The following is a 25,083-nucleotide window of genomic DNA, read 5'->3' as shown; positions in this document are numbered from 1 at the left end:
TCATTGTAAAATACCTGCATCCGGCTCCGCCATGTCCGTAACTTACAGTTTCCTTACAACCTTGTAAGGTTTTTTTAGCAAACGGAACGTTCAAAAATAATGCGGACCGTGGTGCCCTCACCCACCTTGGATTCAATCTCCAAAGCATGACCGAGCTTGTCCAGTATCTGTTTCACAAGATAAAGCCCCATGCCTGTCGACTCCTGGAACCGGCGGCCGTTCTCTCCGGTGAAGTAAGGGTCAAAGACGCGCGGCAAGTCGCTTGCGGGAATGCCTATGCCTTCGTCCCGGATTTCCAGCACGGCCTGCTCACCTCGCGCATAGCCGGTCAGATGGACCGTGCCTTGCTCCTTTAGCGTATACCGAACCGCGTTCGTCAAAATCTGCGTGAGCACGAAGGACAGCCACTTCTCGTCCGAGGCGGCCGTCAAGCCGCTCTCGATCCGTACGGCGGGATAGATTCGGCGCCGGATGAACAGCCGTTTCTGTTCGGAGGTTACCCCGCGGACGACCTGCTCCAGCGGCAGCTGCTCAACATAGAAATCATGCTCGAAGGTATCGAGCCTTGCAGTATATAAGACAAGGTCGAGGCCTTTTTTGAGCCGGTCGAGCTCGTCGCCGATGGCGGCGAAGCGCGGGTCGTCATCGTCCTGAAGGATCAGGTGGATGACCGAGATCGGTGTTTTCATCTGATGAGCCCACTGGTTGATAAAGTGGAGATGTCCCTCGATTTTATGCTTATAGTTGTGCAGTTCGGTCGAGTACTGGCGGAATTGGCTGCGCAGAAGCTGCTGCAGGGCTTCGGCAAGCGGCGTATGGGAGGATTCGGCCGAGGATTCGCCGGTAACGGCTTCGCCCGCGATCGGCTGGGCAAGCCGGCGGTAGAAGGAGTGGTTGGCGATATAGCGGAATGCCAAATAGCCCAGCAGCAATAGGAGGCTGATCATGTAGGCGTACAGGACGACCTTGCCGTTGCGGTAGCCGTCCAGCCGGTAGATAAGCGATACGAGCAGCAGCTGGGCGATGTAGACGACGATTAAAGGGCGCTGCTCTTGCAGGAACAGTCTCATGCGTCATCCCTCCAGTTCGGTATGAGGCGATAGCCGCGCCCGCGTACGGTTTGGAGTCCTTCTTGGATGCCAAGCGCCGCCAGTTTTTTGCGAACACGGGTGATGTACACATTTAGCGTATTATCATCAACGAAGGCCTGGTCATCCCAGATTTTCTCAAGCAGGCGGTCACGGCTGACAACCTGCTCGGGCTTCTTCATCAGCTCGTCCAAAATTTTAGCCTCCGTATGGCTGAGCTCGGTATGAGCCTGATCCAGCGACAGGGAGAGACGCTCGACGTCCAGCGTAAGGCCAGAAACGGACAGCGTCCGTTCGTTGTGCCCGGCGGCGTAGGAGCCGTAGGCGCGGCGAAGCTGGCTCTTGATCTTGGCCATGGCGATCTCGTAATCGAACGGCTTGGTAATGTAATCGTCCGCACCGTTTTCAAGCGCCATCACTTGGTCCATCTTGCCGTCGCGGGCCGAAATGAAAATAATCGGGCAGGTGGAGAGGCTGCGGAACTGACGGCACCAGTAATAACCGTCGTACTTGGGCAGATTGATATCCAGCAGCACGAGATGGGGATCGAAGTCCTCGAATTGATCGCGGACCGTTTCGAAATCATCCACGGACTGGGTCGTATATCCGAATTTATGAAGATGCTCTTTCAGCAGGCTGACGAGACGGGTGTCGTCCTCAACAATCAAGATTTTGAACATATCGATAAAATTCCCTTCAATTGACATTGTACTAACGTCTGTTATTGTACCAAATTGTCAGGTTACAGGGAAAAGCAAAGGGACTGTCCAACCGGATTTTTTGGAAATGAAAAACCCTGAAGACAGCCCCTATGCAGGCTCGAAGTATGGCCACCAGGCCTCACGAGCGCAAATACGAAGAACGATGGAGATTCTCTCGCTTCGGTCCCTATTCCGCCGGCCATTCCGCGCGAAACGCAGTTCCCTCACCGAGGGTGCTGGCGACGGACAAGCTGCCGCCGTGCGCAGTCATGATGGAATGGGCAATGGCCAGTCCGAGTCCGGCCCCGCCCTGGATGCGGGCTCTTGAACGATCAATGCGGTAAAAGCGCTCGAACAGATGGGGAAGATGCTCCTCCGGAATGCCGGGCCCGTTGTCGCTTACGATGAGCACGGCGTGATCTCCTTGCTGCTTCAAGGCTACGGTAATAGCGCCATCGATTGGGTCGGTGTGCTGGACCGCGTTTTGAAAGAGGTTGTAGATGACCTGCTTCAGCTTGTCGGGGTCGCAGCGGCCTTGGACAGGAAGGGGCTGAAACGCTACGGCTCTGTTCTGGGCGAGCATTCGCAAATGCGGCTCCATTTCGCGGAGCAGCAGATCCAGTCTTGCGTGCTGAACCTGAAGCTTTGGCCTCTGGTCAAGCTTGGCCAGCAGCAGCAGATCCTCGACCAGCTTCTTCATTCGCCGGGATTCCCCATGCATGCTGGAGAGCGCCGCATGCAGCTGTTCCGGGTGATCGGCCGCCCCGCGCAGCAATACTTCCAGGAAGCCGTGAATGGAGGTAAGCGGCGTTCGCAGCTCATGCGAAGCATCGGCAACAAACCGCCGCATGTGCTCTTTCGCCTCCCGTTCGGCTTCGAAAGCATGCTCCAGCCGTTCGAGCATGCCGTTGAACGACTCGGCCAGACGGTCGATTTCCTGCTGGCCTTGGGCTGCCGGAAACCGTTCCGCCAGATTCCCGGCATCGGTGCGCTTAACCGTATCCACGATCCGGTTCAGGGGCAGGAGCGTCCGGCGAAGGAGAGGCAGATACAGCGCCACGCCCCCCGCCATCGCGAGAAAGGCAAGCAGAGCGAAGATGACCAGCTGCCGCATCAGCACGGCATGCAGCGCGTCCGTATCGATCCCGAGCTGAAGCAGGCCGGTGGGGGATCCCGGAGTTCCCAGCGGCCGGAATACGATCAGCTGCTCGTTGCCATCGGCATCGTCGACAACCTTGTATTTCACGGGCCGGTGCTCCTGGAACTCCTGAAGGATTTGACTGTAGGTATCGGACGATAGCTTGGGAGCGGTCCGTCCGCTGCTGTCCGAGGACAGATCGGTATGGCTGCCGTTCGTTTCGATCCGGGCAAGGGACATGTTCGGCAGAAACATCAGAGGTCTTTCCGAACGCGGGGGAGTTGTCCATCCCTTGCCTGCATTCCCCGCCGAACCGTTCGATTCGTCCGTCGTTTCGTCCGCCGTATTGTCCGTGCCGGGGCGGGGCATCGCGTGCCGGGCGGCGTTCCCAAGATCCGGATCCCACAGCTCCCTTGGGATCGAGCGAAGCTGCAGGGCCAGCGCTTCCGCCTGGTTCTGCAGCATGGCGTTCTTCATCCAGACATATTGCAGCATGCCGATCAGAATCAGCAGCACCGCGAGGACAATGAGGGATCTGGACAGCAGCTGCATGCGCAGCGAACTAGGCCCTTTGAGCCGCAGCCGTCGCTTGGTTTGCTGGCTCATGGCAGGTCCACGCGGTATCCCGCCCCGCGCAGGGTCCGGATGATGCGATGCTCCTTGTCCCCCAGCTTCTCACGCAGCGATCGGATGTACACTTCCACGATATTATCCTCTCCGCCGAAATCATAGTTCCATATGATATTCAAAATATTCGTCTTGCTAAGCACGGTGCCGTGCTTGGTTACAAGCAGCTTCAGCAGCTTATATTCCGTAGGCGACAGCCCGAGGGCCTCTCCGCGAAAAGCGATTTCCTTCTTGCGATCGTCAATGACAAACGGCCCCAGCCGAATTTCTCCGAGCAGGCTGGGGAACTGATTGCGAAGCCGCGCCTGGATGCGGGCAAGCAGCTCCTCGAAGCTGAACGGTTTGGCCATATAATCATCGGCCCCGATCAAGAGTCCTTTGACGCGGTCATCGATTTCATCCTTCGCCGTCAGCATGATGATCGCAATGTCCGCTTCTTCCTCCTTTAACCTGCGGCACACCGTTAGACCGTCGGTTCCGGGCATCATGACATCAAGAATAATGACATGCGGCTGATAGCTGTGCACGGCCGCCAGCGCGCTTTCCCCGTCAAACGCCGTCTTTACATCAAAGCCCTCATTGCGTAATCCGAGCTCCAAAAATTGCAGGATATGCGGCTCGTCATCGACGAGCAATACGCGAATTCCGTTGAATGATTCCATCTCTTACAGCGCTCCCCTATCTGTTAGCTAAAGCCTATCATAAGTAGTCTAACTGAAGCCGAGCTGAACCTAACCTGAAAAAAAACTAAAAAATCGACTGCTGCATTAAAACGGAGACAGGGAAAAATAGGATGTTGATATATAATCTGTTATCAGCGATGCTATCTTGAAGTCGAGATGATCTGGGCAAGTCACCTGTTCATAGGGAATTTGCGGGATAGGTTAAAGGGGGAGACTGAACATGATAGGCAAAGTATATATGCCGGAGAACTATGGGAAAGGCTCTTTAGACGGAGGAAGAATTGCCGAGCTGAAGCCGATCGGCCTCTCAGGGGAAGGGTCAGCCGTGAATCGTGTCGGGCCGATATTCTACTGGTCTTGGTTTCGTTCGCCTATCGAAGGCACTGTGGGAGAACATCCTCATCAAGGATTTGAAATCGTAACGTATATGATACAGGGCACTGCGGTGCATCAGGATTCGCAAGGCCTGCGCGGCGAAACGGGAGCCGGAGGCCTGCAGCTGATGAGAGCGGGCTCGGGGCTGAAGCATGAGGAGCATTATACCGGACCGGATGCGGAAGGCTTTCAAATTTGGCTTGAGCCTTATCTGCGCGATTCGCTGAAGCAGAATCCGGCCAGCCGGCAGTATCGGCAGGACGTGTTTCCGGTGAATCGAATTCAGGGGGGCTCGGTGACGACGTTAATTGGCAGCGGTTCCCCGGTCGACGTATCGGTGGATGCAAGGATGCTGGATATTCAGATTTTAGCCGGACATGAAGCCAAGTATGAATTGAAGCCCGGAAGGTATGCTGCCGCATTGACGGTTCGGGGGAAGGGCAAATTCAATTCAGGAGAGGACGAGCTGGTTTTCCATCATCGGGACTTTGTAGTCATGAAATCAGAGGAGGGAGAATGGCTGACCCTTAAGGCTCAGGACAATCTGCGCATGATTCTTATCGATGTGCCGGAAGATCCTGGATACCGGCTGTACGCCAAGAGGCCATAAAGCCCTAAAGATTACAAAATTGTAGTGGAATAAGATATAAGTCGTGCGATAAACTAGAGTTTGTCTGATAGGAAAACGATCGGACAAGCTCTGATTTTATCCCTTCCGCATTCGAATACTACCGTAAGAATAAAGACCCATCATACCGAAGAAACGTTAGTGACGCTTCCGGTGCATGGGTTATTTTGGCATTTATTTCTTCAAATATGTGTTATTTATTCAAAATACAGGTCTAAAAAGCGACTAAAGTCCTCCTCTTTACCAATACTTGGCATGCTGTTTTATGAAAATAGTTGCATGCGTCCCGAGACATAGCCTGTCTATAATGATTGCGGGATCACGAAATATGACAATTTCGTCATTCCTAAAATCAAACGAGACGGGGGAGATTCATATTTTCTCGAAAACAAGTGTTAAAAGATTGATGGCCGGAGCACTACTGTCAGCAGCTGTTCTTGGTTCTTACGGATATGGGTCTGTGAATGAGGTTGCTGCTGCAAGCGTGCAGTCTGCAGCTAGCGGCGTAGCGAATGCGAATGTATATATGCGCAGCCAGCCTTCGACGTCGGGCAAAGTGCTTGACCGTGTCTATAAAGGCGACAGCGTTCAAATTCTGGGTGTCAGCTCGGGATGGTATAAAATTAAAAATTCGGACGGCAAACAAGGGTATGCTTCTTCCAAGTTCATTACCCAGAAAAGCGGCTCCTCAAACTCCAATTCCGGAAGCGGTTCGGAAAGCGCTGCCAAGCCGTCCGCCAATGCCAGTGTTGAAAAAGTCATCAGCGCAGGCATGAAGTACCTGGGTACACCATACGAATTCGGCTCCAACCGCAGCTCAACCAAGACCTTTGACTGCTCGGCATTCGTCCGCCGCGCATATATGGACGGAGCCGGCATTACACTCCCGGGCAACTCCCGGACTCAAGGCCAATGGATCAAGGATAAAGGAACCGATGTATACAACATCAGCCAATTGAAGCGGGGCGACCTCGTGTTCTTTATGAGCTACAGAGGCTCTTCGGTATCCGCGTATGCCGGTGTAAATAAAGCAACTCAGCGAATTACGCACGTAGCGATTTACTTAGGCGATAACAAGCTGCTGCATACGTACTCCAAAAAATCCGGAGGCGTCCTGGTAGGCGAGTTCAGCAGTTCCTGGAAGAACCGCTTCCTCTATGGCGGCAGCGTACTGTAACACCAATATGAATCGTCATATCTTTATCATATGTGTCTGACAATAGGGCCGTTCCTTGAATGGATGTTCGTATCCAAGAAGGGGCGGCCCTGCTGTGCGTAGGGAAGGCATAAGACGGGTATTTGCAATTGAAAGCCGTATTCAGTATGGTGTACATAACTTTCATTGCATCAGAGGCTATACACCACATGAACAGGAGTGATCAGAAAATGAATGGCGGACAGCGTTCCAACATCAAGCCGGGACTTGAGGTGGATATCGTATTGAAGCAGGATCAGCGAACAGGGAAGCTTACACGCGGCGTGGTTAAGGACATATTGACCAATTCTCCCAGCCACCCGCACGGCATCAAGGTTCGGCTGCAGGATGGACAAGTCGGGCGCGTTAAACATATCTACGAGCCGTAAACGCCTCGGCCCATGGGCCGAGAAAGATTCTTTAAATCGATGATGCACAGCGTCTTACCGATGATGGCCATTCGTGGTCCGGTTTTTGGTGCAGGCCCGCGTTGCCGCTTGAAAGTCCTTGAAAGTCCCTCATAGAGTTCACGATATGGTCATGTGAAGCTAAGTTTGGAAGCCGTTATTGGAGCTCCTCCATGTGGGAGGGATTTCCAAAAACGGTTTTTTTTAATTGAGCATGCAACATTGTTCCCGCTTCGGCCGTCTGGAGGTTGAGGTGATCAAATATGCGAAAATACCTGATAGCTGCGGCTATTGTGATGCTATTTATAACGGGATGCGCCCAGAAAGGAGAACCTGCGCCTGCCAAGCCTGAGCCTGCCTCAGATCAAGCAGTCCGGCCCAGCCGTACCGAAATGAAGGAAGGGGATTTCGTCTACCGACTGGTCAGCGAAAGCGAGCGTTACGGTCAAGGAGAGAAGCTAAAGATTTATGCAGAGCTTGAATATGTCGGGGAACAGGATGAGATTACCATTGGCCATGCCGCCTCTCCTTTCTATTTTCCGATAAAGGAGCTGACCCGAAATTACAGCATTGACTATATGATGAACGAGCCGTACATTACAACGACCCTGAAGAAGGGGGAGCTGTTGCGGGAGGATTATACAGGCAGCGGAGGTTATAGCGAACAGGATACGAAGGATTATCAAAATTTCATACGTTCCTTGAAGGATGGATTTCCCGAGGGACGTTATGTCGTGTATGGCTCGGCTGATTTCGTGATTCACCCGGCCGAAGGAGAGACGGGCGAAGAACCCGAAAAGTACAAGATTCAGGCGGAGATTGAATTTGAGGTAAGCCCGTAAGCAAGGCGGCGGGGGTGGACCGGAAGAAGGTTATATCGAAGTCTAGACTTAAAATAAGGGGCTCCCGGGTTGAGAAGAACCTTGAGGGAGCCCCTTATTTGTCTCGTAATAAAGGCTTATTGGAAGCCTTGATGTGTATTCGGGAAGCCTTGGCCGAAGGTAGGCTGGATATGCTGGGCTTGATTAGCCCGCGCCGAATATTCCACTTGCTTCACCAGCTGAGAGATTTGCTGGAACTGCTGAATCGCTGTCTGGTGCCCTTGCAGCGCGGACTGGATCATTTGCGTTGCTTGACGCTCGCGTTGTGCAAGCTCTTCCAGTCTGGCGGCGTTCTGCTGCTCCTGCTGCATCATCTGCTGGTACATGGCGGAAGCTTGCTGCGTTTGCTGCGTCAGCTGCTGCAGCAACTGCTCACACTGGCGGATTTGCTGCGAAATTTGCGTGTTGTTCGTTGAATACATGCGCGTATTCCTCCTCAAGAGTTTGTAGGTATGAACCCTTGATTATTGTGCGGAACAACACGGGGAAACATCCGGTCTACAGGGATAGAGAGCCTTCCAATATGTGGACGAATTCCTCCAGGAACTGCTGATCCTCTTGATCGAATCTTCCCTTCAGCGGACTGTCGATATCCAGAACGCCGTAAAGCGCTCCGTCAACGACGATCGGAACGACAATTTCGCTGTTGGATGCGGCATCGCACGCAATATGTCCCGGGAATGCATGCACATCCTCTACCAGGACGGTGGATTGCTTGGCAGCGGCGGTTCCGCATACGCCGCGGCCCATCGGAATCCGGATGCAGGCCGGCAGACCCTGGAAGGGACCGAGCACCAGCTCCTTGCCGTCATAGAGGTAGAAGCCGACCCAATTGGTATCTGTTAAAAAATGCTTCAGCAAGGCCGAGGCGTTTGAGAGATTGGCAATCGCATTGGGCTCGTCATGAATCAATGCCTTCAATTGTTGAAGGACCTGGGCGTACTGCTCGCTCCGGGTACCCTCGTATGGCGTATTTTGAAACATCGTGTTCCCCGTCCTTCCTTAATCATGTTATCGTTCACTCACGATAGTATAAGTATAAGATATTCGTCAAGCATTGGCATCCGGTCCGGGCCGTATCGATCAGAATCCGCTGATTCCCTGCACCTTCCGAGGGGTAATGAATGACAGAATAGGTGCCAACCTAATGTCAAGGAGGAGAGGATCAGAATGCGTGCAGACGTACAAAATTTGTTTATCGGTATTCACATGCTATATCACGCTCACGAACGGGACCTTACCGTCAGCGAAATGCAGCCCGAGCTCGAACGCCACGGGTATAAGGTTGGTGACCGGGAGGTCAAGAATGAGCTTGAACGCTTGACGCAGGAAAATTTCCTGACGGCTCATGGGGATGCATATAGTCTGACGGGGGCTGGCATCGAAGAATTCAAAGAGCTTCAGAGCAAGCTGAAGGAGCTCTGCAACGAGGTGCTGAAGCCGGTCAACGCGAAGAAAGCGGACACCATGGCTTAACGGACGGCTCCCCATTTTCGATAAAAACATGAAAGCAGCCCTGGATGATGGTCAGGCCTTGGCCGACGCGGGGCTGCTTTTTTGATTGCATGCTCCGTAATTCAAGATGTCTACACGCTTTCAAGCGAACGGTCCATCGGTACGGCGCTCATTTCTGCTTGCTGCAGCCGGGGCTGCGGGCTGGCCTGGGGTTGACCCATATACTCCCGCAGAAACGATTGGACTCCGTCTCTGTAGCCTTTCGGGTCAATATGATAGGCATTGGCATGAATAGCTCCTTCGACAAGCAGCAGCTTCTTCGGCTCAGGCTTCGCCTCATACATTTCAAGACTCATCCGGGTTGGCACGTAATTGTCCTTCGCCCCATGGATAAACATGACGGGCAGCGTGCTTTCCCGCACTGCGCGAATCGGGCTGACCTGATTTAGGCTAAAGCCGGCTTTCCGCCGTATTCGGGCATCGACCCAGGATAGGAAAGGTCTGGCCGGGATTTTATTAAGCGAGGACAGCTGATGGCGGATGAGGTCCGTCAGGTCGGAATAGGGACAATCCGCTATGACAAGCTTCACTTGCGGATCCGCAATCGATAAATATTCCAGTACGGTGCCTCCGCCAAGGGATTGCCCATGCAGTCCAACGGCTATATCCTTCCCGTATTGTGAGGTAAGCCAGCGAATCCATGCCTGGATATCGTATTTTTCATAATATCCATACGTCGTGTATCGGCCTTCGCTGAGGCCGTGCCGGCGCTGATCAATCAGCAGCACATTGTAGCCTTCCTCCGTGAACATATCGATAAACTGGGTGGATACCGCCCGGGAACCGGTATACCCGTGAACGATGAGCATCCAGTGCTTAGAGCCGGGATTCGCTTCGATGGATGCGCCGCACAGCTTCAACCCGTCAAAGCTGGTTATGTTCACCTCTTGTTTGCTCAGCGAATCATACTTTTCACGCGTGTACAATCCCGCCTGCTCAAGGACGGTGAACAGCTTCAGGTCATTTTTGACTTTCATCCGCGTGATTTGGAGATATCCGATCTCCGTGATGGCTGCGGCGATAAGAGCAACAACGATCAGAACGACTAAAGTAATATACATATCGAATATCCCTCCTCTGTTCTATGCTGATGAACGGGGGATGCTACGCATATTGACGGATGCCTCCCGAATCCATCAATATAGATAGCATCGAAGCCCTCATGCGGATGTTTGCACATCCCGGGCCAAAGGAATCTTAAAGCTATACATCTTTAATACACGCAGTTAGTATCACCGAAAACGTTAAATACAAGTCAGCATTTTTGTAAAGGGGTGGACGCGGTGTATGCATGTGAAGGTCATATTCCGGAGCTCGCGGGCGATCGGGTCCGGCTCCGCAGGCTTACTGAGGATGACGCTGCGGATATGCTCCGGTGCTGGTCCGATCCAGATACGAGGAAGTTTACCGCGCTGCCGGCTATGCACGCGGCAGCGGATGCGGCGGCGCTCATCGCATGGCTAAACGCCATGTCGGAAGAGGAGGATGCGCTCAGGTGGGGCATTGAGCTTACCGGCTCCGGACGGGTCATTGGCAGCTGCGGACTGAACCAATGGCAGCTGGCTGGGGCGTACCGGGGGGAATTCGGCTGCGAGCTGGCTAGCGATTGTCAGGGAAAAGGCTTTATGACGGAAGCAGCCGAGCTTGCGATGAGGTTTGCTTTTCAAGAGATGGGCCTGAATCGGATCGAAGCCTTTGTTCAACCGGGCAATGCGCGAGCGGTACGGTTTTTTGAGCGTTTAGGCTATACGCGGGAAGGCGTATTGCGGGAGTACCGGCATACCTCCACGGGATATGCAGATGCAGTAGTTTTTTCAATGTTGAAAAGGGATTGGAATCATCGCAAGGGAGAGGTTGGATAGGCATGTTGATTCAGTACAGGAGGGGAAGCTCTCTCCTTCATCGATACGATCCGTTAAGCAAGCTGGTCATTCTGCTGTGTACCGCGGTCATCGCCATGATGCTGGACCAGGCCTGGCAGCAGGGGGTGTTTCTGCTTCTATGCATCGGCACGGCGCGATTCGCCGGGCAACTAACCTGGAGAAGCTTGCTTCTGGGCATCCGGCTGATTGCCGTCGTGGCTATCCCGTATTTCATCTTGACCGGCTTGACGGTGAAGGGGGAAACCGTGTGGATGCAATGGGGACCTTTGACGATTACGACCGAAGGGCTGAATGCCGCGGGAGCGATGACGCTGCGGATGTTTACGCTGTTTTTATCCTCGATGGCTTATATCGTTACGACCGACCCGCGGGAGCTGGTGGCAGAGCTGAATCGCAGGCTTGGCGTTCCGTACCGTTTTGCCTTCGGCATTTCCGCCGCGCTCACGTTTATTCCGCTCTTGGAGCAGGAGGGAGCACAGATTCGGGCAGCTCAGCAGGTTAGGGGACACCAGCCTCCCAAGGGGCTCATGAGCCGAATCCGCTATGTGCTGGCATTCGTATCATCCGTGCTGTTAAATGCGCTGCGGCGGGTTCAGCAGACAGCCGGTGCAATGGAGGCCAAGGGCTTTGGAGCATATCCGGACAGAACGTTTCGCCAGACGGTTAACATTTCGCCGATGCATGTAATTTCTGCATTCGCCTACGTCTTGTTAACGGCATTATTGGGGTGGATTGTTTAAATTGTTAACCAGATTATATTAAAATGTGGTTGACGATAAGCACGGATATATGCAAAATATGACTTAGCAAAGCGTCCAGCTCGGCCCGAAATCTGTAGTCTAGCAGCTTAATTTTCGGACTAGCATATTCGGTTGGCTGCGGGACCCCTGTGAACCCTATCAGCTCGCGCTGGCCGATTTGGACGGTACCTAAGGAGGATTAATTTTGAATCATTCATCAACGAATCGAAAATGGTTTGCATTCACGACCCAGGAAATTATTCTGATGGCGATGCTGGCTGCGGTCAACGCCGTCATCACCGTGTATATCGGGCCGGTCAACAAGCTGCTGAGCAGCCTTGGCGGACCGATCGCGACATCGACGACCACAGGCATCTACATGGTGTACGGCCTGTTGGCTTATTACATCATCCGTAAACCCGGAACGGCGGTTGTCACTTATGCGATCGGAGGGACGATCCAGGCCATGACGGGAACGGTTTACGGCATTGCGTCATGCTTTGTCGCCGCCGCATGCTACATGGTCATCGCGGAGATTATATTTGCGGCTGTGCGTTACCGGAATTGGAGCACGGGTGTGCTTATGCTGGTCGGCGGCGCGATGGTGCCGCTCTGGTTCGTGTTTGCCGCGAATATGTTCGGCTACACAGCATGGCCGATCGGTGTTCTGGGGATTGCGCTGGTTGTGCGGATCCTGAGCGGCATCTTCCTGTGCGGCCTGCTGACGAAAGTGCTGGGCGAAGCTTTGGCGAAGACGGGGCTGCTGCGCAGATTTGCCGTCAGCGCGAAGGGATGATTCGCTTGATCGGAACGAAGGTGGAGTGCCGGGACGTCGGTTTTATGTACGACGGCGAGGAGCGGCCGGTCCTGCATCAGCTTAGCTTCACGGTGCAGCCGGGCGAGTGGACGGCCGTGATCGGGGCAAGCGGAAGCGGTAAATCCACGCTGTGCCAGCTGCTCAGCGGTCTTCTTCCGCGAAGCGGGGGCGGAACCCGGGAAGGCGTTCTGCTGCTGGACGGGATGGATCCTGCCTCAGCCCCGCTCGCCGATGTTACGGAGGCGATGGGGGTGCTGTTCCAGGATCCCGATGCGCAGCTTGTCCAGGGCATCGTCGAGGATGAGGCAGCATTCGGGCCGGAGAACCTGCGGGTTGCGCCGGAAGAGATCGAGCGGCGCATCGTGGCCTCCTTGACTGCGGTCGATCTGCTGGACCGGCGGTCCGATCCGGTGCGCAGCCTGTCCGGCGGACAGCGGCAGCGCACCGCCATTGCCGCGGTGCTGGCCCTGCAGCCGCGGCTGTACGTCTTCGACGACGCCTGCGCGAGCCTTGATGCGGCTGCGCAGGCGAGATTCCTGCAGCTGTGCGAAGCGCTGCAGGGCGAGGGCCGGACGCTCATTACGGCGTCCGGCCGCTTTGACGATGCCGCGCGCGCCGCGCAGCGCGTCATCGTCCTGGACGGCGGCACCTTCGTGCTCGACGGGCCGCCGGAGGAGCTGCTGCGCCGCTGCGGGGAGCAGCTGGCGCAGCTGGGGCTGCTGCCTCGTCCCGCAGGGGAGGCAGCTGGCGGCGCGGCCGCGAGGGGCGCCGTGGCGCCGCAGGTAGCTCGCGGCGGAGCCGCCCCGCCAATCGCCCCGCCAATCGTCGCGCCTGTCACGGCGCCAGCGGAAGATGCCGCAGGCATGCAAGGCGCCGCGTCACAATCGGCGTCGGCTGCGCCCACCACCGCGGCCGCGCCAAATGCGCCCGCCGCAGCACCCGCAGCCAGGCCCCCTGAGCCGCTGCTCGAGCTGCGCTCGCTCCATTACAGCTATCCCGGCGGGCGGGAGGCGCTCAGCCCTGTCGATGCCGTTCTGGAGGCTCGCAGCTGGGCGCTTCTGACGGGAGAGAACGGCTCGGGCAAGACGACGCTGAGCCGTTTGATCATGGGCCTTTTGCCGGCGCCGAAAGGGAGTATTCTGTGGCGGGGGGAAGATCTCACCGGGATTCCGGTGCATCGCCGGGCCGAGCGGATCGGCTATGTGTTCCAACAGCCCGAATATATGTTTACGGCTCCGAATGTCTGGGAAGAGCTGGTCTACAGCCTGCATGGCGGTCTGTCTGCAGCCAAGCGCCCGGAGATGACAGACGCCGAGCGGAGCAGAGCGAACCATCTGCTTGAAACGGCAGGCTTAGCCAAGCGCCTTCATATGTCCCCTTATCTGCTCAGCCAAGGAGAGAAGCGGCTGCTCAGTCTGATCAGCCAAATGATCCTTGCCAGGCCGCTTTATATTTTGGACGAGCCGACCTCCGGCATGGATTATGCCGCTATGGAGCGCATCGTCCAGCTCTGCCGGTTTGTCATTGACGAGGGCGCTGCGATCCTGATGATTACGCACGATCCGGACATCATGCGGCCGTACGCCGATTCCGTGATTCATCTTCGGGGCAGAAACCAAGAAGAGTCTGTGCATATCCCCAAGCAGCATTTATAATAGAAATATTACATGTGCGAAAAGCGCTCCTGCATTTTTGGGAGGCGCTTTTTATACTGTGGTCAGCTCTTTTTCGCATATCCTTAATCGCCGGGGGATGGGCGCCCTGGGGCGGGCGGTCAAGAGCTGTTCAAAGTAAAGGGGACGAAGGATACGTGAATGCACTGAAACAAAATAAGCGGGGCTATATCCTGGTCGGTATTTTGCTGTCGACCTTTATGGCCGCGATCGAAGGAACGGTTGTCGGTCCTGCAGGACCGGCGATTATTAGCAGCTTCGGCAGTGTTAGTCTAATGAGCTGGATCTTTACGGCGTTCTTGCTAACGATGGCCGTCACGACGCCGATTTTCGGCAAGGTTAGCGATCTGTACGGGCGAAAGCCGGTATTTCTGTACGGCTCCCTCATATTCCTGGCGGGGTCGCTGCTGTGCGGCCTCTCGCAGAGCATGACGCAGCTCATTATTTTCCGGGCGATCCAGGGGATTGGGGCCGGGGCGGTTATCCCCGTGACCTTTACGGTTATCGGGGACATCTACAACCTGGAGGAGAGAGGGAAGGTTCAGGGAATGATCAGCTCCGTATGGGGCATTTCTTCCCTGATCGGTCCATTGATTGGAGGATACTTTGTCGACTTTCTGTCCTGGCACTGGATTTTTGTATTCCATATGCCGTTCGGCGTTGTTTCCATCTGGTTGATTCTCCGCTATTTCCGGGAAGAGCGTACAACCCGCCAGGTTTCGATCGATTATACCGGCGCGGCATTGTTTGCGGTCGGCATGACGGCGCTTCTCTTCGCGCTGGCTGTCGGAGGGGGAGAGGGCTATTCCTGGACATCCCCGATGATGCTCGGCCTTATCGGAGGTTCCGTGGTGCTTCTCATTGCCTTTTTGATCGTAGAGAGCCGCGTAAAGGAGCCGATGCTGCCGCTGAATTTATTCAAGATCCGGGATATTTCCGTGTCCACGCTGGCGAATATTCTCGTAAGCGCACTGATCATCGGATTAACCACTTATTTGCCGCTATGGATTCAAGGCGTCAGGGGAGGCAATGCCACCTTGTCAGGTCTGTCGCTGGCTCCGATGTCCATCGGCTGGCTGATCGGATCGGTGATCGGGGGACGCCTGATCGTGAAGACGGGATCCCGCAAAACCGCTTTGATCGGTGTCGTTTTTCTCATCATCGGGGCCGTCGGGCTGGCATTTATGCATAAGGAGACGGCACTCGCCCTGCTGCTGACGTTTACGTTCATTTACGGGCTGGGCTTCGGGTATATTTCGACATTGTTTCAGATTATTGCCCAGTCATCGGTCGGTTATCAGGTGCGGGGAGCCTCGACGGCGCTGAATTCCTTTATCCGGACCTTTGGCCAGACGGTTGGCGTTGCGGTGTTCGGATTATGGGTGAATGCCGGGATTGCAAACCGGCTTGCAGCTGAACCGGATGCGGTCGGCATTACCAGTGACGATATTAACAAGCTGCTTTCTCCGCACGGGACGGCGGAGCTTCCGGAGGGAGCAGGCGGATTGCTGAGCGGCATTTTGGAAGGAAGCTTGAACTCTTTGTTCATCGGCATGGCCGTCATGGCTGTTGTTTGTATGCTGATTGTAGCGGCCTTCCGCAATGCGCCTCCTCAGCCTGAGGATGAGACCGACGGAGAGGCGTCACCGGGGAACTGACCACGCGGCTGTTTCATTAACATAGACACAGACTGAATTTGCATGAGCGAAATGTCCGATGGATGTATTCATAAAATGTTCGTTAGGACTTTTTAAGATGCGGCTATATTAATCATTGAAAAATACGAAGAACCCTGTCTCCCATGGAGGACAGGGTTCTTTCCTATGTTGTCCTTTTTTCAGGACACTACCGACGTGCCGAAGAATGGGCTTGCTTCGCATATTCCCCCATTTTTCGAAGGAGCCGGATGAGCTGGAGCTTCTCCTCTTCATTTAACCCTTCCAGCGCATATAAGATCTGGCGTTCATGCTCAGGATAAAGCCTCTGCATAAGAGCTTCGCCTTGCGGGGTCAGCTCGGCATAGATCACCCGTCGGTCCTCGGGGCAAGGGCTGCGCCGCACGAGCCCCTTCTCTTCGAGTCGGTCGACGACATAGGTCACGTTGCCGCTCTGCAGGAGCAGCTGGGATCCGATCTGCTGAATAGGCAGGCGGCCTGCATTATGCAATATTTCCATGACGGCAAAAGACGTCGGGTTTAAGCCTTCGGTTTTACCGCCGTTTACGACATGCTCGCTCACGCTTTTGAACGAGTTGGCAAGCACTTTGTAAAGGCTCATCGCCAGCTGAGTCTTTCGATCCATGGATACCTTCATTAATTTTCCCCGCCTTTAACTTGGATATGACATGTCCACCATAATTCCTTCAAATCTAAGATTACTCGAATCACAGGCCGTTGAAACATGCGATTTGTCACAGTCCAATAAAAATATTTTCAATATCCGGCCCGGTGCCCTGCTACGTCTCCGGTCCGAACGGCCAATCAGAATTGATCCTCTTGCAACGAATTCCATCCCTTTACGTATTACCTGAAATAGGAATTCAAATGGATGGGGGATTTACGAGATGGAAATGATACGGGAGAATCATGAATCACAACCAGACCCCGTTCTCGCCGTGAACATTCAGGAAGCCGGATATGAGCCCGGGCGGCCGCGGATACGCGATATCTCGTTCCGGGTCGCTCCCGGCGAGCTGCTCGGGCTGATCGGCCCCAACGGCGCAGGAAAGAGCACGACGATCAAAGCGGTCCTTGGTTTACTGAAAGATTGCAAAGCCGAAGTCAAGATTGCCGGCGATCCGCCAAGATACGCATATGTCCCGGAGCAGCCCGTATTTTACGAGGATTTGACGCTTTGGGAGCACCTGGACCTGGCTGCGGCCGCATATGGGATCGACGATGGACGGTTCGAGGAGCAGGCGGAGACGCTTCTACGGCAGTTTGGCATGGAGTCGGTACGTCATGAGCTCCCCGGAGGCTTCTCCAAAGGGATGAAGCAGAAGATGATGCTCATGATCGGCTTCCTGTCCAAGCCGGATGTCTATATTGTGGACGAGCCGTTTATCGGACTTGATCCAAGGGCAACGAGGGATTTTCTGAACCTGCTTTTGGAGGAGAGGCAGCGCGGGGCAGGTGTACTGATGTCCACCCACGTCCTAGATACCGCGGAAAGAATCTGCGACAGCTTTGTCCTCATTTCACAAGGTCAAGTAGCGTCACAGGGAACACTGGATGACATCCGGCTCGCAGCGGACCTTCCGGGTGCCTCTTTGTTTGACTGCTTCGATGCACTGACATGAACGGGGAGGAGGACATGATGGTACGGTCGCGACATGTGAAGAACCCGGGCTCCCTGTTCTGGACAAGAGTACGATCCCATTGGAAGCATCAGCGTGCAAGTCTCGCTACCGTGGCAGATTGGACGGTAATGCTGTACATCATTGTGCCGGGTCTGCTGCTTGGCGGAGGGCTTTATCGGGAGCTATGGACAAGACCGATTCCCGTCTGGGTTGATTATATCCCGGTGCAGGGAGCTGCTTCGCTTCTGCTGCTGATGTTCTTCGGCAGGGTGCTGCTGTTTCTCGAGGAGGCCGACGTGCTGTTCCTCCGCCAGCATCCGCAATGGATCAAGGGCTTGATGGTCCGCGGGATGGGATACAGCATTTGTGTTTCCGCGGTTAAAGGGCTGCTGTTCACGGGGCTTGCCCTCCCGTTTCTTGTAAGAGGCTATGGATTTGGCGAAGCGACATTAATCCCCCTGCTGCTGGCAGCCGCAGCCTGCGCCTGGTGCGCCAATCTGGCGGGTAGGATAATCCGTTCTCGTTATAAGGGATGGGCAAGGCGGCTTGGGGGCTATTTCAGCCGCTGGCTCTTCTTCGGCACGTTCATGGTAGGCGTGACCTTCGGGCTTAAAACGCCGCTTGTTTTATGGTTTGGCGCTGTGATTTTTCTCGTGCTGCTGCTCCTGCTCGGCAGGTACCGATTGCGCATGAAGGGAGACTTCATCTCCGATACGCGGGAGGATGCGAGCACGCGTATCCAATTAACCGAGATGATTATGATCCAAGCGGTCGGCAAGCCCCCAAGCATCCGGAGCAAGACCTGGTTGTTCCGCAAATCGGGGCGCATTTTTAAGGGGGCCGCAGAGAAGCGGCTGGCGGATGCCGGTCTGAAGGCGATCCTGCGCAAGTCTGAAAATCTGGCCGTGTACCTCCAGATCACATTGCTCGGAGTTCCGGCGATCTGGATGCCGCCGCATGTAGTCAAAGTGATCGTCTACATTGCCATGGTCATTCTCATATCGTATTGGCTTCATACCCGTTGGGCGCAGTTTGCCAAAGCGGATTTCATGCATATCCTTCCGTTCAACAACCGCCATTACCGGTCGGCAGGCGTGGTCGTGGTTCGGACCCTGCTGGTATTGCCGGCGTTACTATATTCGTTGGTAGCGGGCCTGACGCTCTTTCCAGGAGCGGCCGGGTGGTTGGCCGGGCTTGCATGTACGGCTGTGGCCGTCATCGTTGCACCGACCCTGACGTCCTTGCCGGTCTACAAGGAGGAACGGACTTTAAGAGAGAACGAGGAAGAAGTCGGCGACGAATCGGCATGAGTGGTTCGATCGGTACCATGAATTGCCGCTTCTTATAATAGTAGGATTTGCATTTGGAGAATGAAAATAAGCGCTGGTCAGTCCTTAAGGAGCTGACCAGCGCTTTTCCATGTTGATGGGGCAGTTAGGGCGTCGGCTTTTAGGATACGCCCGAAGGAGGGCGGTAACTATCCGGAAGCGGCCTCTGCAGCGTGCTTGCCAGCCGTGTATCCGGTGGAGAAGGCTGCCGTGATATTGTATCCCCCGGTGTAGCCGTGGATGTCTAATATTTCACCGCAGAAAAAGAGGCCCGGCATCAGCTTGGACTCCATGGTTTTCGGTTGGATCTCCTTAAGGCTTACGCCGCCTCCCGTTACGAACGCCTCCTTCAGCGATCTCGTTCCGGAAGCCCGGAACATGAATTTCTTAAGGGTGGCGGCCAGTCCGGCTACAGCGGTTTTGGAGATGCCGCTGCAGACCGTATCGCTGTCGATCCCGGCCTTGGACAGCAGCAGGGGAATCATGCGTTCAGGCAGATATCCTTTGAGCGCATTCTTAATGCTTTTCCGCGGCTCCTCCTCAAGGTATATCCTAATTTCACGTTCCATTTCCGGGGCAGATCGGTCCGGGAACATATCGATGGCCATGTCCACATTCACGATATCGAATTTCCGCTGAACCTGGCGGATAAACTGGCTGCATCGGAGGGCGATCGGACCGGATACGCCGAAGTGGGTGAACAGCATGTCGCCGCGGTGGGCAATGATCCGCTTACCCTTCGGGTTCCAGACCGACAGCTCTACATCCCTCAGCGAGAGTCCTTGCAGCTCCTTGGAGGCAATCCATGGCTCCGTAGACACGATCGGCACCTCCGTCGGGTACAGCTCGGTGATGGTATGGCCGGCTGCCTCGGCCCACGGATAGCCATCGCCGGTGGAGCCAGTTTGCGGTACCGATTGGCCGCCGGTCGCAACGATCACGCAAGAGGAGGTTATGGTCCTTCCTGATTTTAATTCTATGCCCGCCGCATGATGGTTCTCGAATAGAACCCGGTGCACGGGGCTGTTCGTCAGGATATCGGTGCCCAGCTCACGGACCTTGCCGATCAAGGCGTTGACAACGCTTGAAGCCTTATCCGTTACCGGGAACATCCGCCCGTTGTCTTCCTCCTTAAGCGGAATGCCGAGCCCTTCGAAGAAGGCCATAATATCCCGGTTATTCCAATGCTGAAAAGCGCTGTACAGAAACCGGCCGTTACCCGGAATATTGGCGATCAGTTCATCCTGTTCTTTCGCGTTGGTCACATTGCATCTGCCGCCGCCCGATATGCCGAGCTTACGGCCAAGCTTGTCCCCTTTATCCACGAGTAAAACGGAGGCTCCTCTCTCTCCGGCCGCCACGCAGGCCATAAGCCCGGACGGTCCGCCCCCGATCACAATTACATCATAATCCGGCATGTTTGCTCTTAGCTCCTTTAAGGGTATATCACTAGTAGATCATCCTTATTATATACGGTAACCGTGAATTATCCTAAGTCCTTCAGCATAGGACGAAAAGCCTTTGTTCTTCGTCATTTCAACATGAACTTACAAGATATTGTAATCTGGTGTCGCCTGTGATTTAATCAAAAATATTAGAGGCGTTGTCGAATTGAGGTGATTTAGCGTTGTGCTGAGCCTATGGAAAGATATTCTGCTGCAAGTTCTGCTGTATGGTACGCTCATCTTTCATCTGCCGCTTCTCCTCGACAGACATGTAAATTGCCTGTACAAGAAGAAACCGGATGTTGTGCTGCGATTCCGCGATCATATCGTCATCGCATGCGGAATCAGCATCATTCTATGTGTCCTGCTCTCGGCAATGAGCGATTATTATGTTCCGATTCATCTTGGAGTCGTTCCCCTGTATTTAGGCATTTTATATGGGAGCCGGTTTTCCGGGTTATGTCTTGCAGTCGTATATATAACAACCCATGGGCTGATTTACGGGTTGCCGTTGGCCTGCCTCTTGTTAAATATGCTAATCATATGCTACTCAATGCTGCCTCGGGTATCGACTCATTTCAAGAAGGGCTCGATCCTTGAAAAGATATGCTGGCTATGGAGCGCCCTTGTTCCATCCATGCTTCTCATTGTGGGCCACGAGGCCGTTGACGGAAAAGTCAATAATCATCACCTGAATCCCGATATGATTCTGGTAGCGGTTCTCTATATGCTGATCGGCATGTTCCACTCCGGATTGATTGTATACTGGATTGAAATGAACGCGGAGCGGCTCGCTTCCAATCGACATAACAGCCCTTTGATGAGCAAGGAATCCGTGAGTCCGTTTCTGGATCTCATCCCGCTGGGCATTATAGCTGTTGACCTGAAGGGCAATATCATAGCAGCCAACCACCATTTGATCACGGACTTGAGCAAAGCTGCTTATCCGCATCTGTCAAGGAGCGATATCGTCGGAAAACCGTTACACGAGGCTTTGGACGGTATGTTTCAGAAGGAGCATTTGCTAACGAGGATCGAGAAGGCCCTTCAAGGTATCGAAACGCCGGGAGAAATTGTCCGTAACGCCTCCCGAGTCTACTCGACAGGGATTTACCCCCTTATACATAATCAAACAGGCAAAATTTCGGGGGCGGTTGGGATTATTGAAGACATAACGGAACTTGATAAGCTGCGCTCCGAGTTTATCAATGTGGAGCGTCTCAGCTTAGTCGGTCAGATGGCGGCCGGCATTACGCATGAAATTCGGAATCCGATGGCAGTTGTGCGCGGATTTTTGCAGCTGATGCAGGAGAAGAGCCCGGATACCCTTGATCATTATTACCGTATTGTGATGGAAGAGCTGGACCGTGCGAACAGCATCATTAACGATTTTCTATCCTTGGCCCAGAATCGTACGGCCGAGAAGGAAGAGTGTCATCTTCACGATATCATTCACGAGCTGAGCCCGCTGTTATGGGCGGACGCCAATTTGCGCGGACAGTCCATCGAGCTCAAGCTGGGATCGATGATGCCGAAGCTTCTTTTGAATCCAAAAGAGATGAAGCAGCTGATCCTGAATTTATGCCGCAACGGAATGGAAGCGATGGGGGAGAAGGGAACGCTGACGATCGAGACCCGCCTGGAAGGCGAACAGGTCAAGCTATTCGTCAAGGATACCGGGATAGGAATTCCGGACGATGTACTGCAGCGGTTGTTCGAGCCCTTTTTTACAACGAAGAATAAAGGCACCGGGCTTGGGCTGGCACTGTGCATGAGCGTGGTCCAGCGGCACAACGGAACGATTGATGTCAAATCCAGTGAAGGACAAGGCACGGTCTTTATCATATCGCTGCCCGTCCGCTCCTCTCCGCAGACGATGATTGAACCCCAAAGCGCAGCTGCATTCGAATAATCGGATGGACGGATTGGCATCATAAGACAGAGCCAACGGTAAAGGAGGGATTCGGATGAGCAAAAACAATTCCAAGGAGCAAGAGCAGCAAAAGCGTGAAAACAAAGAGCGCCGCGGTGAGCCCATCGTGGACAAAAAGCAGGACGGGATTAATTACCCGGCCACCTAGGCTTGCATCACCTCTTTATCGGCGGGCGGCATCCTACCTTGGATGCTGCTCGTTTTGTATTTTCTTGCTTTCACTCTTCGTGATTGTATAATATAGATAGCGATGAGTTGTTATCAATCGAATAATCTTGTTTATATAAGGAGTGAAGCAGTTATGGGTATGTCTTTTGACCGATATATGCGCGACATGGTTCAGCCAATGCGCGATGAGCTCACGGTTCTGGGGATCCGCGAGCTGACAACGCCGGAGGAAGTGGAAGAGCAGTTTGAGGCAGCTAAAGGAACGGCGCTCGTTGTTGTCAATTCCGTTTGCGGCTGTGCGGCTGGTCAAGCGCGTCCAGGCGTTGCACTTGCACTGCAAAACGAGGTGAAGCCGGATCATTTGTTCACGGTATTTGCCGGGCAGGATAAGGAAGCAACGGCGAAGGCCCGTGAATATTTTGCGCCATATCCGCCATCCTCGCCTTCGATTGCTCTTTTGAAGGATGGGGAGCTGGTACATTTCATTGAGCGTCATCAAGTTGAGAACCGCTCCGCCGAGGAGATCGCAGCTGATCTGACAGACGCATTCAATCGCTACTGCCAGTAATCCGGCAGCAACAAAGCCCCCGAAGCGTTCGGCCTATTCCGAAGCCGCGGGGCTTTTGTTGTAAGTGCCGTCATTGGAGAAGAGAGAAGCCATTCTGAAAGGAGTCTTACGATGAGTCTACAGGAACAGATTATTGCCGAACTGGGCGTCAAGCCATCGATCAATGTGGAGGAAGAAGTCCGCAAGCGGGTGGATTTTCTGAAGAGCTATGTTACCAATTCTGGCACGTCGGGGCTGCTTATCGCGATTAGCGGCGGGATCGACAGCGCGGTTGCGGCAGGCCTGTGCAAGCGGGCAACCGATGAGCTTACGGAAGAGACCGGCAAGGAATATAAAACGCTGGGTGTATTTCAGCCATATGGCGAGCAGGCCGACATCTCGGACAGCTATGCGACGGCGAAGGCTTTTAATCTGAAATATACGGTTGAGACCAACATCGAGGAAGCCGTCAACGAGATTGCGCTTGAAGTGGAACATGGTTTGAAAAACATCGGAGTCAACAAGCATATCAGCATCCCCGGCAAAGGCAACGTGAAGGCCAGAGTGCGGATGGTTGTCCAGTACGCGCTTGCGTTCGAACAGAATCTGCTCGTCGTTGGGACGGATCATGCATCCGAAGCGATTACCGGCTTTTACACCAAATGGGGCGACGGCGCGGTGGATATAACGCCGCTTAGCTCCTTGAACAAGCGTCAGGTGCGCCAGCTGGCTTCCTACTTGGGCGTGCCGCAATCGATTCTGGACAAGGCGCCTACGGCAGGCCTATGGGAAGGGCAGACGGACGAGAAGGAGCTCGGCATCAGCTACGAGGATAACAGCGACTATCTGGAGGGCAAGCAGGTAGCTCCGGAGGTCCAGGAGAAGCTGGAGAGCTACTATCGCAGAACGGCGCATAAACGGAATACGATCCCGGGCATTTAATAGCCCGGAGAGAGCGAACAAGTCCCTGTTTGGGACTTGTTTTGCGTCTGGGGCCCTGGAGAGAGCAAACAAGTCCCTTTTGGGGACTTACTGCGCGCCCGTGGGCCCGGAGAGAGCGAACAAGTCCCTTTTGGGGACTTGCTGCGCGGCCTGTGGGCCTGAAAAGCGCGAACAAGTCCCTTTTCGGGACTTGTTTTGCGTCTGGGGCCCTGGAGAGAGCGAACAAGTCCCTTTTGGGGGCTTGCTGTGCGCCTGTGGGCCTGAAAAGCGCGAACAAGTCCCTTTTGGGGACTTGCAGCGCGCCAGTGGGCCTGGAGAGAGCGAACAAGTCCCTTTTGGGGACTTGTTGGGCGATTGTGGGCCCGAAAAGCGCGAACAAGTCCCTTTTGGGGACTTGCTGTGCGCCTGTGGGCCTGAAAAGCGCGAACAAGTCCCTTTTGGGGACTTGCTGCCGCCCGTGGGCCCGGAGAGAGCGAACAAGTCCCTTTTGAGGACTTGCAGCGGGCTTATGGCCCCGAAGAGAGCGAACAAGTCCCTTTTTGGGGCTTGCTGCGCGGCCTGTGGGCCTGAAAAGCGCGAACAAGTCCCTTTTTGCAGCTAGAATAAAAAGTGGACACCCCTTAGTGATAAAACGATAATGAAACAAAGCAGACGAAAGGGTGTCAAAAATATGAGTGGTAACAGGCAGCATTACAACGAGACATTTAAGCGTGAAACCGTAAAGTACGTGCAAGAACAGTCGAAGACGCTGGAGCAGATCGCCGATGAGTTGAACATTAATCCAGGCACATTACGCAACTGGGTCAAAAAGTATCGAACATTCGAGCACGAGCCTGTCAATCATGGGGAAACCTTACGTCAGCAAACCCAACTTATCGAAGATCAGAAACGCGAAATTGATGATTTGAGAGAAGAAATTGCGATCCTAAAAAAGGCCATGCACATCTTCAGCAAAGAAAAGAACTAAGGTTCCAGTTTATCGAAGATCATCGCTCCGAGTTTCGATTGGAGAAGATGTGCGTTCTCTTTCACGTGTCTCGGAGCGGTTATTACAAATGGCGTACCTCTGAA

Annotated in this window: 25 protein-coding genes; 16 read left to right on the top strand and 9 right to left on the bottom strand. The window is 54.2% G+C overall.

All coding sequences use genetic code 11. The features are described 5' to 3' along the window. Window positions 1–74: 74 nt before the first annotated feature. From J2Z18_RS03090 to J2Z18_RS03075, 4 genes are all read right to left on the bottom strand, one after another. Entirely contained in the window at window positions 75–1,070 is a 996-nt protein-coding gene (locus tag J2Z18_RS03090) for a HAMP domain-containing histidine kinase (protein WP_210094178.1), read from the bottom strand. Next, window positions 1,067–1,768 (bottom strand): response regulator transcription factor, encoded by a 702-nt coding sequence (locus J2Z18_RS03085; RefSeq protein WP_007132448.1) that lies wholly within the window; start codon window positions 1,766–1,768, stop codon window positions 1,067–1,069. Before J2Z18_RS03085 ends, J2Z18_RS03090 begins: the two co-directional genes overlap by 4 nt. Before the next feature lie 208 nt (window positions 1,769–1,976). Then, window positions 1,977–3,533 carry a sensor histidine kinase gene (locus J2Z18_RS03080; RefSeq protein ID WP_007132447.1) on the bottom strand — a complete coding sequence of 519 codons (1,557 nt, stop codon included), beginning with the start codon at window positions 3,531–3,533 and terminating at the stop codon, window positions 1,977–1,979. Beyond that, window positions 3,530–4,216, bottom strand: coding sequence for a response regulator transcription factor (locus J2Z18_RS03075; protein ID WP_007132446.1), 687 nt, complete (start codon window positions 4,214–4,216; stop codon window positions 3,530–3,532). The genes J2Z18_RS03080 and J2Z18_RS03075 overlap by 4 nt, the downstream gene beginning before the upstream one ends. A gap of 241 nt (window positions 4,217–4,457) precedes the next feature. On the opposite strand from J2Z18_RS03075, the gene J2Z18_RS03070 reads away from it, so the two are divergent. The 4 genes from J2Z18_RS03070 (at window position 4,458) to J2Z18_RS03055 (ending at window position 7,684) form a co-directional block, all read left to right on the top strand. Continuing rightward, a complete protein-coding gene (locus J2Z18_RS03070; protein WP_007132445.1) occupies window positions 4,458–5,222 on the top strand; it encodes a pirin family protein in 765 nt (254 codons plus the stop codon). A gap of 346 nt (window positions 5,223–5,568) precedes the next feature. Beyond that, window positions 5,569–6,417 carry a C40 family peptidase gene (locus tag J2Z18_RS03065; protein ID WP_007132444.1) on the top strand — a complete coding sequence of 283 codons (849 nt, stop codon included), beginning with the start codon at window positions 5,569–5,571 and terminating at the stop codon, window positions 6,415–6,417. Window positions 6,418–6,626: 209 nt separating this feature from the next. Continuing rightward, entirely contained in the window at window positions 6,627–6,824 is a 198-nt protein-coding gene (locus J2Z18_RS03060; RefSeq protein ID WP_007132443.1) for a YwbE family protein, read from the top strand. Between the two features lie 281 nt (window positions 6,825–7,105). Next, entirely contained in the window at window positions 7,106–7,684 is a 579-nt protein-coding gene (locus J2Z18_RS03055; RefSeq protein WP_007132442.1) for a hypothetical protein, read from the top strand. 116 nt (window positions 7,685–7,800) lie between these two features. Here J2Z18_RS03055 and J2Z18_RS03050 read toward each other — a convergent pair whose 3' ends face one another. Together J2Z18_RS03050 and msrC are read right to left on the bottom strand one after the other, a co-directional pair. After that, a complete protein-coding gene (locus J2Z18_RS03050; protein ID WP_007132441.1) occupies window positions 7,801–8,145 on the bottom strand; it encodes a hypothetical protein in 345 nt (114 codons plus the stop codon). 76 nt (window positions 8,146–8,221) lie between these two features. Beyond that, window positions 8,222–8,707 (bottom strand): free L-methionine (R)-S-oxide reductase MsrC, encoded by a 486-nt coding sequence (gene msrC / locus J2Z18_RS03045; protein WP_007132440.1) that lies wholly within the window; start codon window positions 8,705–8,707, stop codon window positions 8,222–8,224. Window positions 8,708–8,893: 186 nt separating this feature from the next. Here msrC and J2Z18_RS03040 point away from each other — a divergent pair, with 186 nt between their 5' ends. Further along, entirely contained in the window at window positions 8,894–9,199 is a 306-nt protein-coding gene (locus tag J2Z18_RS03040; RefSeq protein ID WP_007132439.1) for a hypothetical protein, read from the top strand. Window positions 9,200–9,309: 110 nt separating this feature from the next. Here the strand turns inward: J2Z18_RS03040 and J2Z18_RS03035 are convergent, their stop codons facing one another. Next, window positions 9,310–10,299, bottom strand: coding sequence for an alpha/beta hydrolase (locus J2Z18_RS03035; protein WP_007132438.1), 990 nt, complete (start codon window positions 10,297–10,299; stop codon window positions 9,310–9,312). A 222-nt stretch (window positions 10,300–10,521) separates the two neighbouring features. On the opposite strand from J2Z18_RS03035, the gene J2Z18_RS03030 reads away from it, so the two are divergent. The 5 genes from J2Z18_RS03030 to J2Z18_RS03010 all read left to right on the top strand — a co-directional run bounded on the left by J2Z18_RS03030 (window position 10,522) and on the right by J2Z18_RS03010 (window position 16,009). Then, window positions 10,522–11,100, top strand: coding sequence for a GNAT family N-acetyltransferase (locus J2Z18_RS03030; protein ID WP_007132437.1), 579 nt, complete (start codon window positions 10,522–10,524; stop codon window positions 11,098–11,100). A 2-nt stretch (window positions 11,101–11,102) separates the two neighbouring features. After that, complete coding sequence (locus J2Z18_RS03025; protein WP_007132436.1) at window positions 11,103–11,861, top strand: energy-coupling factor transporter transmembrane component T family protein; 759 nt, start codon at window positions 11,103–11,105, stop codon at window positions 11,859–11,861. 265 nt (window positions 11,862–12,126) lie between these two features. Continuing rightward, complete coding sequence (locus J2Z18_RS03020) at window positions 12,127–12,657, top strand: ECF transporter S component (RefSeq protein ID WP_050954094.1); 531 nt, start codon at window positions 12,127–12,129, stop codon at window positions 12,655–12,657. After that, window positions 12,654–14,333: an ABC transporter ATP-binding protein gene (locus J2Z18_RS03015; RefSeq protein WP_007132434.1), complete on the top strand. Its 1,680-nt coding sequence runs from the start codon at window positions 12,654–12,656 to the stop codon at window positions 14,331–14,333. Before J2Z18_RS03020 ends, J2Z18_RS03015 begins: the two co-directional genes overlap by 4 nt. Before the next feature lie 155 nt (window positions 14,334–14,488). Further along, window positions 14,489–16,009 carry an MDR family MFS transporter gene (locus J2Z18_RS03010; RefSeq protein WP_007132433.1) on the top strand — a complete coding sequence of 507 codons (1,521 nt, stop codon included), beginning with the start codon at window positions 14,489–14,491 and terminating at the stop codon, window positions 16,007–16,009. A gap of 187 nt (window positions 16,010–16,196) precedes the next feature. On the opposite strand, the gene J2Z18_RS03005 is transcribed toward J2Z18_RS03010, so the two are convergent. Further along, complete coding sequence (locus tag J2Z18_RS03005) at window positions 16,197–16,664, bottom strand: MarR family winged helix-turn-helix transcriptional regulator (protein WP_007132432.1); 468 nt, start codon at window positions 16,662–16,664, stop codon at window positions 16,197–16,199. Between the two features lie 250 nt (window positions 16,665–16,914). On the opposite strand from J2Z18_RS03005, the gene J2Z18_RS03000 reads away from it, so the two are divergent. After that, window positions 16,915–17,649, top strand: a complete 735-nt coding sequence (locus J2Z18_RS03000) for an ABC transporter ATP-binding protein (RefSeq protein WP_007132431.1) — start codon at window positions 16,915–16,917, stop codon at window positions 17,647–17,649. 14 nt (window positions 17,650–17,663) lie between these two features. Continuing rightward, the gene (locus J2Z18_RS02995; RefSeq protein ID WP_244152784.1) at window positions 17,664–18,959 is read left to right on the top strand and encodes an ABC transporter permease; all 1,296 of its coding nucleotides are present in this window, start codon (window positions 17,664–17,666) and stop codon (window positions 18,957–18,959) included. Between the two features lie 167 nt (window positions 18,960–19,126). Here the strand turns inward: J2Z18_RS02995 and J2Z18_RS02990 are convergent, their stop codons facing one another. Further along, the gene (locus J2Z18_RS02990; RefSeq protein ID WP_007132429.1) at window positions 19,127–20,395 is read right to left on the bottom strand and encodes a BaiN/RdsA family NAD(P)/FAD-dependent oxidoreductase; all 1,269 of its coding nucleotides are present in this window, start codon (window positions 20,393–20,395) and stop codon (window positions 19,127–19,129) included. Between the two features lie 211 nt (window positions 20,396–20,606). Here J2Z18_RS02990 and J2Z18_RS02985 point away from each other — a divergent pair, with 211 nt between their 5' ends. From J2Z18_RS02985 to J2Z18_RS02970, 4 genes are all read left to right on the top strand, one after another. Further along, a complete protein-coding gene (locus tag J2Z18_RS02985; RefSeq protein WP_007132428.1) occupies window positions 20,607–22,334 on the top strand; it encodes an ATP-binding protein in 1,728 nt (575 codons plus the stop codon). A gap of 322 nt (window positions 22,335–22,656) precedes the next feature. Further along, window positions 22,657–23,091: a BrxA/BrxB family bacilliredoxin gene (locus tag J2Z18_RS02980; protein ID WP_007132426.1), complete on the top strand. Its 435-nt coding sequence runs from the start codon at window positions 22,657–22,659 to the stop codon at window positions 23,089–23,091. 111 nt (window positions 23,092–23,202) lie between these two features. Continuing rightward, entirely contained in the window at window positions 23,203–24,012 is an 810-nt protein-coding gene (gene nadE, locus J2Z18_RS02975) for an NAD(+) synthase (protein ID WP_007132425.1), read from the top strand. A 670-nt stretch (window positions 24,013–24,682) separates the two neighbouring features. After that, window positions 24,683–24,979 carry a transposase gene (locus J2Z18_RS02970; protein ID WP_007131733.1) on the top strand — a complete coding sequence of 99 codons (297 nt, stop codon included), beginning with the start codon at window positions 24,683–24,685 and terminating at the stop codon, window positions 24,977–24,979. Window positions 24,980–25,083: the final 104 nt, after the last annotated feature.

Origin of the sequence: Paenibacillus lactis (genome assembly GCF_017873605.1) — a bacterium.
In the GTDB taxonomy this organism is placed as follows: domain Bacteria; phylum Bacillota; class Bacilli; order Paenibacillales; family Paenibacillaceae; genus Paenibacillus_AQ; species Paenibacillus_AQ lactis.
Note: the sequence above shows the minus strand (reverse complement) of the source record. Positions and strands in the feature narration are given on the sequence as shown.

Coding starts and splice junctions, on each gene's coding strand:
- J2Z18_RS03005 (WP_007132432.1), bottom strand. CDS start 16,664: ATGAAGGTATCCATGGATCGAAAGACTCAGCTGGCGATGAGCCTTTAC.
- J2Z18_RS03025 (WP_007132436.1), top strand. CDS start 11,103: ATGTTGATTCAGTACAGGAGGGGAAGCTCTCTCCTTCATCGATACGAT.
- J2Z18_RS02970 (WP_007131733.1), top strand. CDS start 24,683: ATGAGTGGTAACAGGCAGCATTACAACGAGACATTTAAGCGTGAAACC.
- J2Z18_RS03070 (WP_007132445.1), top strand. CDS start 4,458: ATGATAGGCAAAGTATATATGCCGGAGAACTATGGGAAAGGCTCTTTA.
- J2Z18_RS03000 (WP_007132431.1), top strand. CDS start 16,915: ATGGAAATGATACGGGAGAATCATGAATCACAACCAGACCCCGTTCTC.
- J2Z18_RS03065 (WP_007132444.1), top strand. CDS start 5,569: ATGACAATTTCGTCATTCCTAAAATCAAACGAGACGGGGGAGATTCAT.
- J2Z18_RS03020 (WP_050954094.1), top strand. CDS start 12,127: ATGGCGATGCTGGCTGCGGTCAACGCCGTCATCACCGTGTATATCGGG.
- J2Z18_RS03040 (WP_007132439.1), top strand. CDS start 8,894: ATGCGTGCAGACGTACAAAATTTGTTTATCGGTATTCACATGCTATAT.
- J2Z18_RS03015 (WP_007132434.1), top strand. CDS start 12,654: ATGATTCGCTTGATCGGAACGAAGGTGGAGTGCCGGGACGTCGGTTTT.
- nadE (WP_007132425.1), top strand. CDS start 23,203: ATGAGTCTACAGGAACAGATTATTGCCGAACTGGGCGTCAAGCCATCG.
- msrC (WP_007132440.1), bottom strand. CDS start 8,707: ATGTTTCAAAATACGCCATACGAGGGTACCCGGAGCGAGCAGTACGCC.
- J2Z18_RS03075 (WP_007132446.1), bottom strand. CDS start 4,216: ATGGAATCATTCAACGGAATTCGCGTATTGCTCGTCGATGACGAGCCG.
- J2Z18_RS03060 (WP_007132443.1), top strand. CDS start 6,627: ATGAATGGCGGACAGCGTTCCAACATCAAGCCGGGACTTGAGGTGGAT.
- J2Z18_RS02995 (WP_244152784.1), top strand. CDS start 17,664: ATGATGGTACGGTCGCGACATGTGAAGAACCCGGGCTCCCTGTTCTGG.
- J2Z18_RS03035 (WP_007132438.1), bottom strand. CDS start 10,299: ATGTATATTACTTTAGTCGTTCTGATCGTTGTTGCTCTTATCGCCGCA.
- J2Z18_RS03055 (WP_007132442.1), top strand. CDS start 7,106: ATGCGAAAATACCTGATAGCTGCGGCTATTGTGATGCTATTTATAACG.
- J2Z18_RS03080 (WP_007132447.1), bottom strand. CDS start 3,533: ATGAGCCAGCAAACCAAGCGACGGCTGCGGCTCAAAGGGCCTAGTTCG.
- J2Z18_RS02980 (WP_007132426.1), top strand. CDS start 22,657: ATGGGTATGTCTTTTGACCGATATATGCGCGACATGGTTCAGCCAATG.
- J2Z18_RS03090 (WP_210094178.1), bottom strand. CDS start 1,070: ATGAGACTGTTCCTGCAAGAGCAGCGCCCTTTAATCGTCGTCTACATC.
- J2Z18_RS02990 (WP_007132429.1), bottom strand. CDS start 20,395: ATGCCGGATTATGATGTAATTGTGATCGGGGGCGGACCGTCCGGGCTT.
- J2Z18_RS03085 (WP_007132448.1), bottom strand. CDS start 1,768: ATGTTCAAAATCTTGATTGTTGAGGACGACACCCGTCTCGTCAGCCTG.
- J2Z18_RS03050 (WP_007132441.1), bottom strand. CDS start 8,145: ATGTATTCAACGAACAACACGCAAATTTCGCAGCAAATCCGCCAGTGT.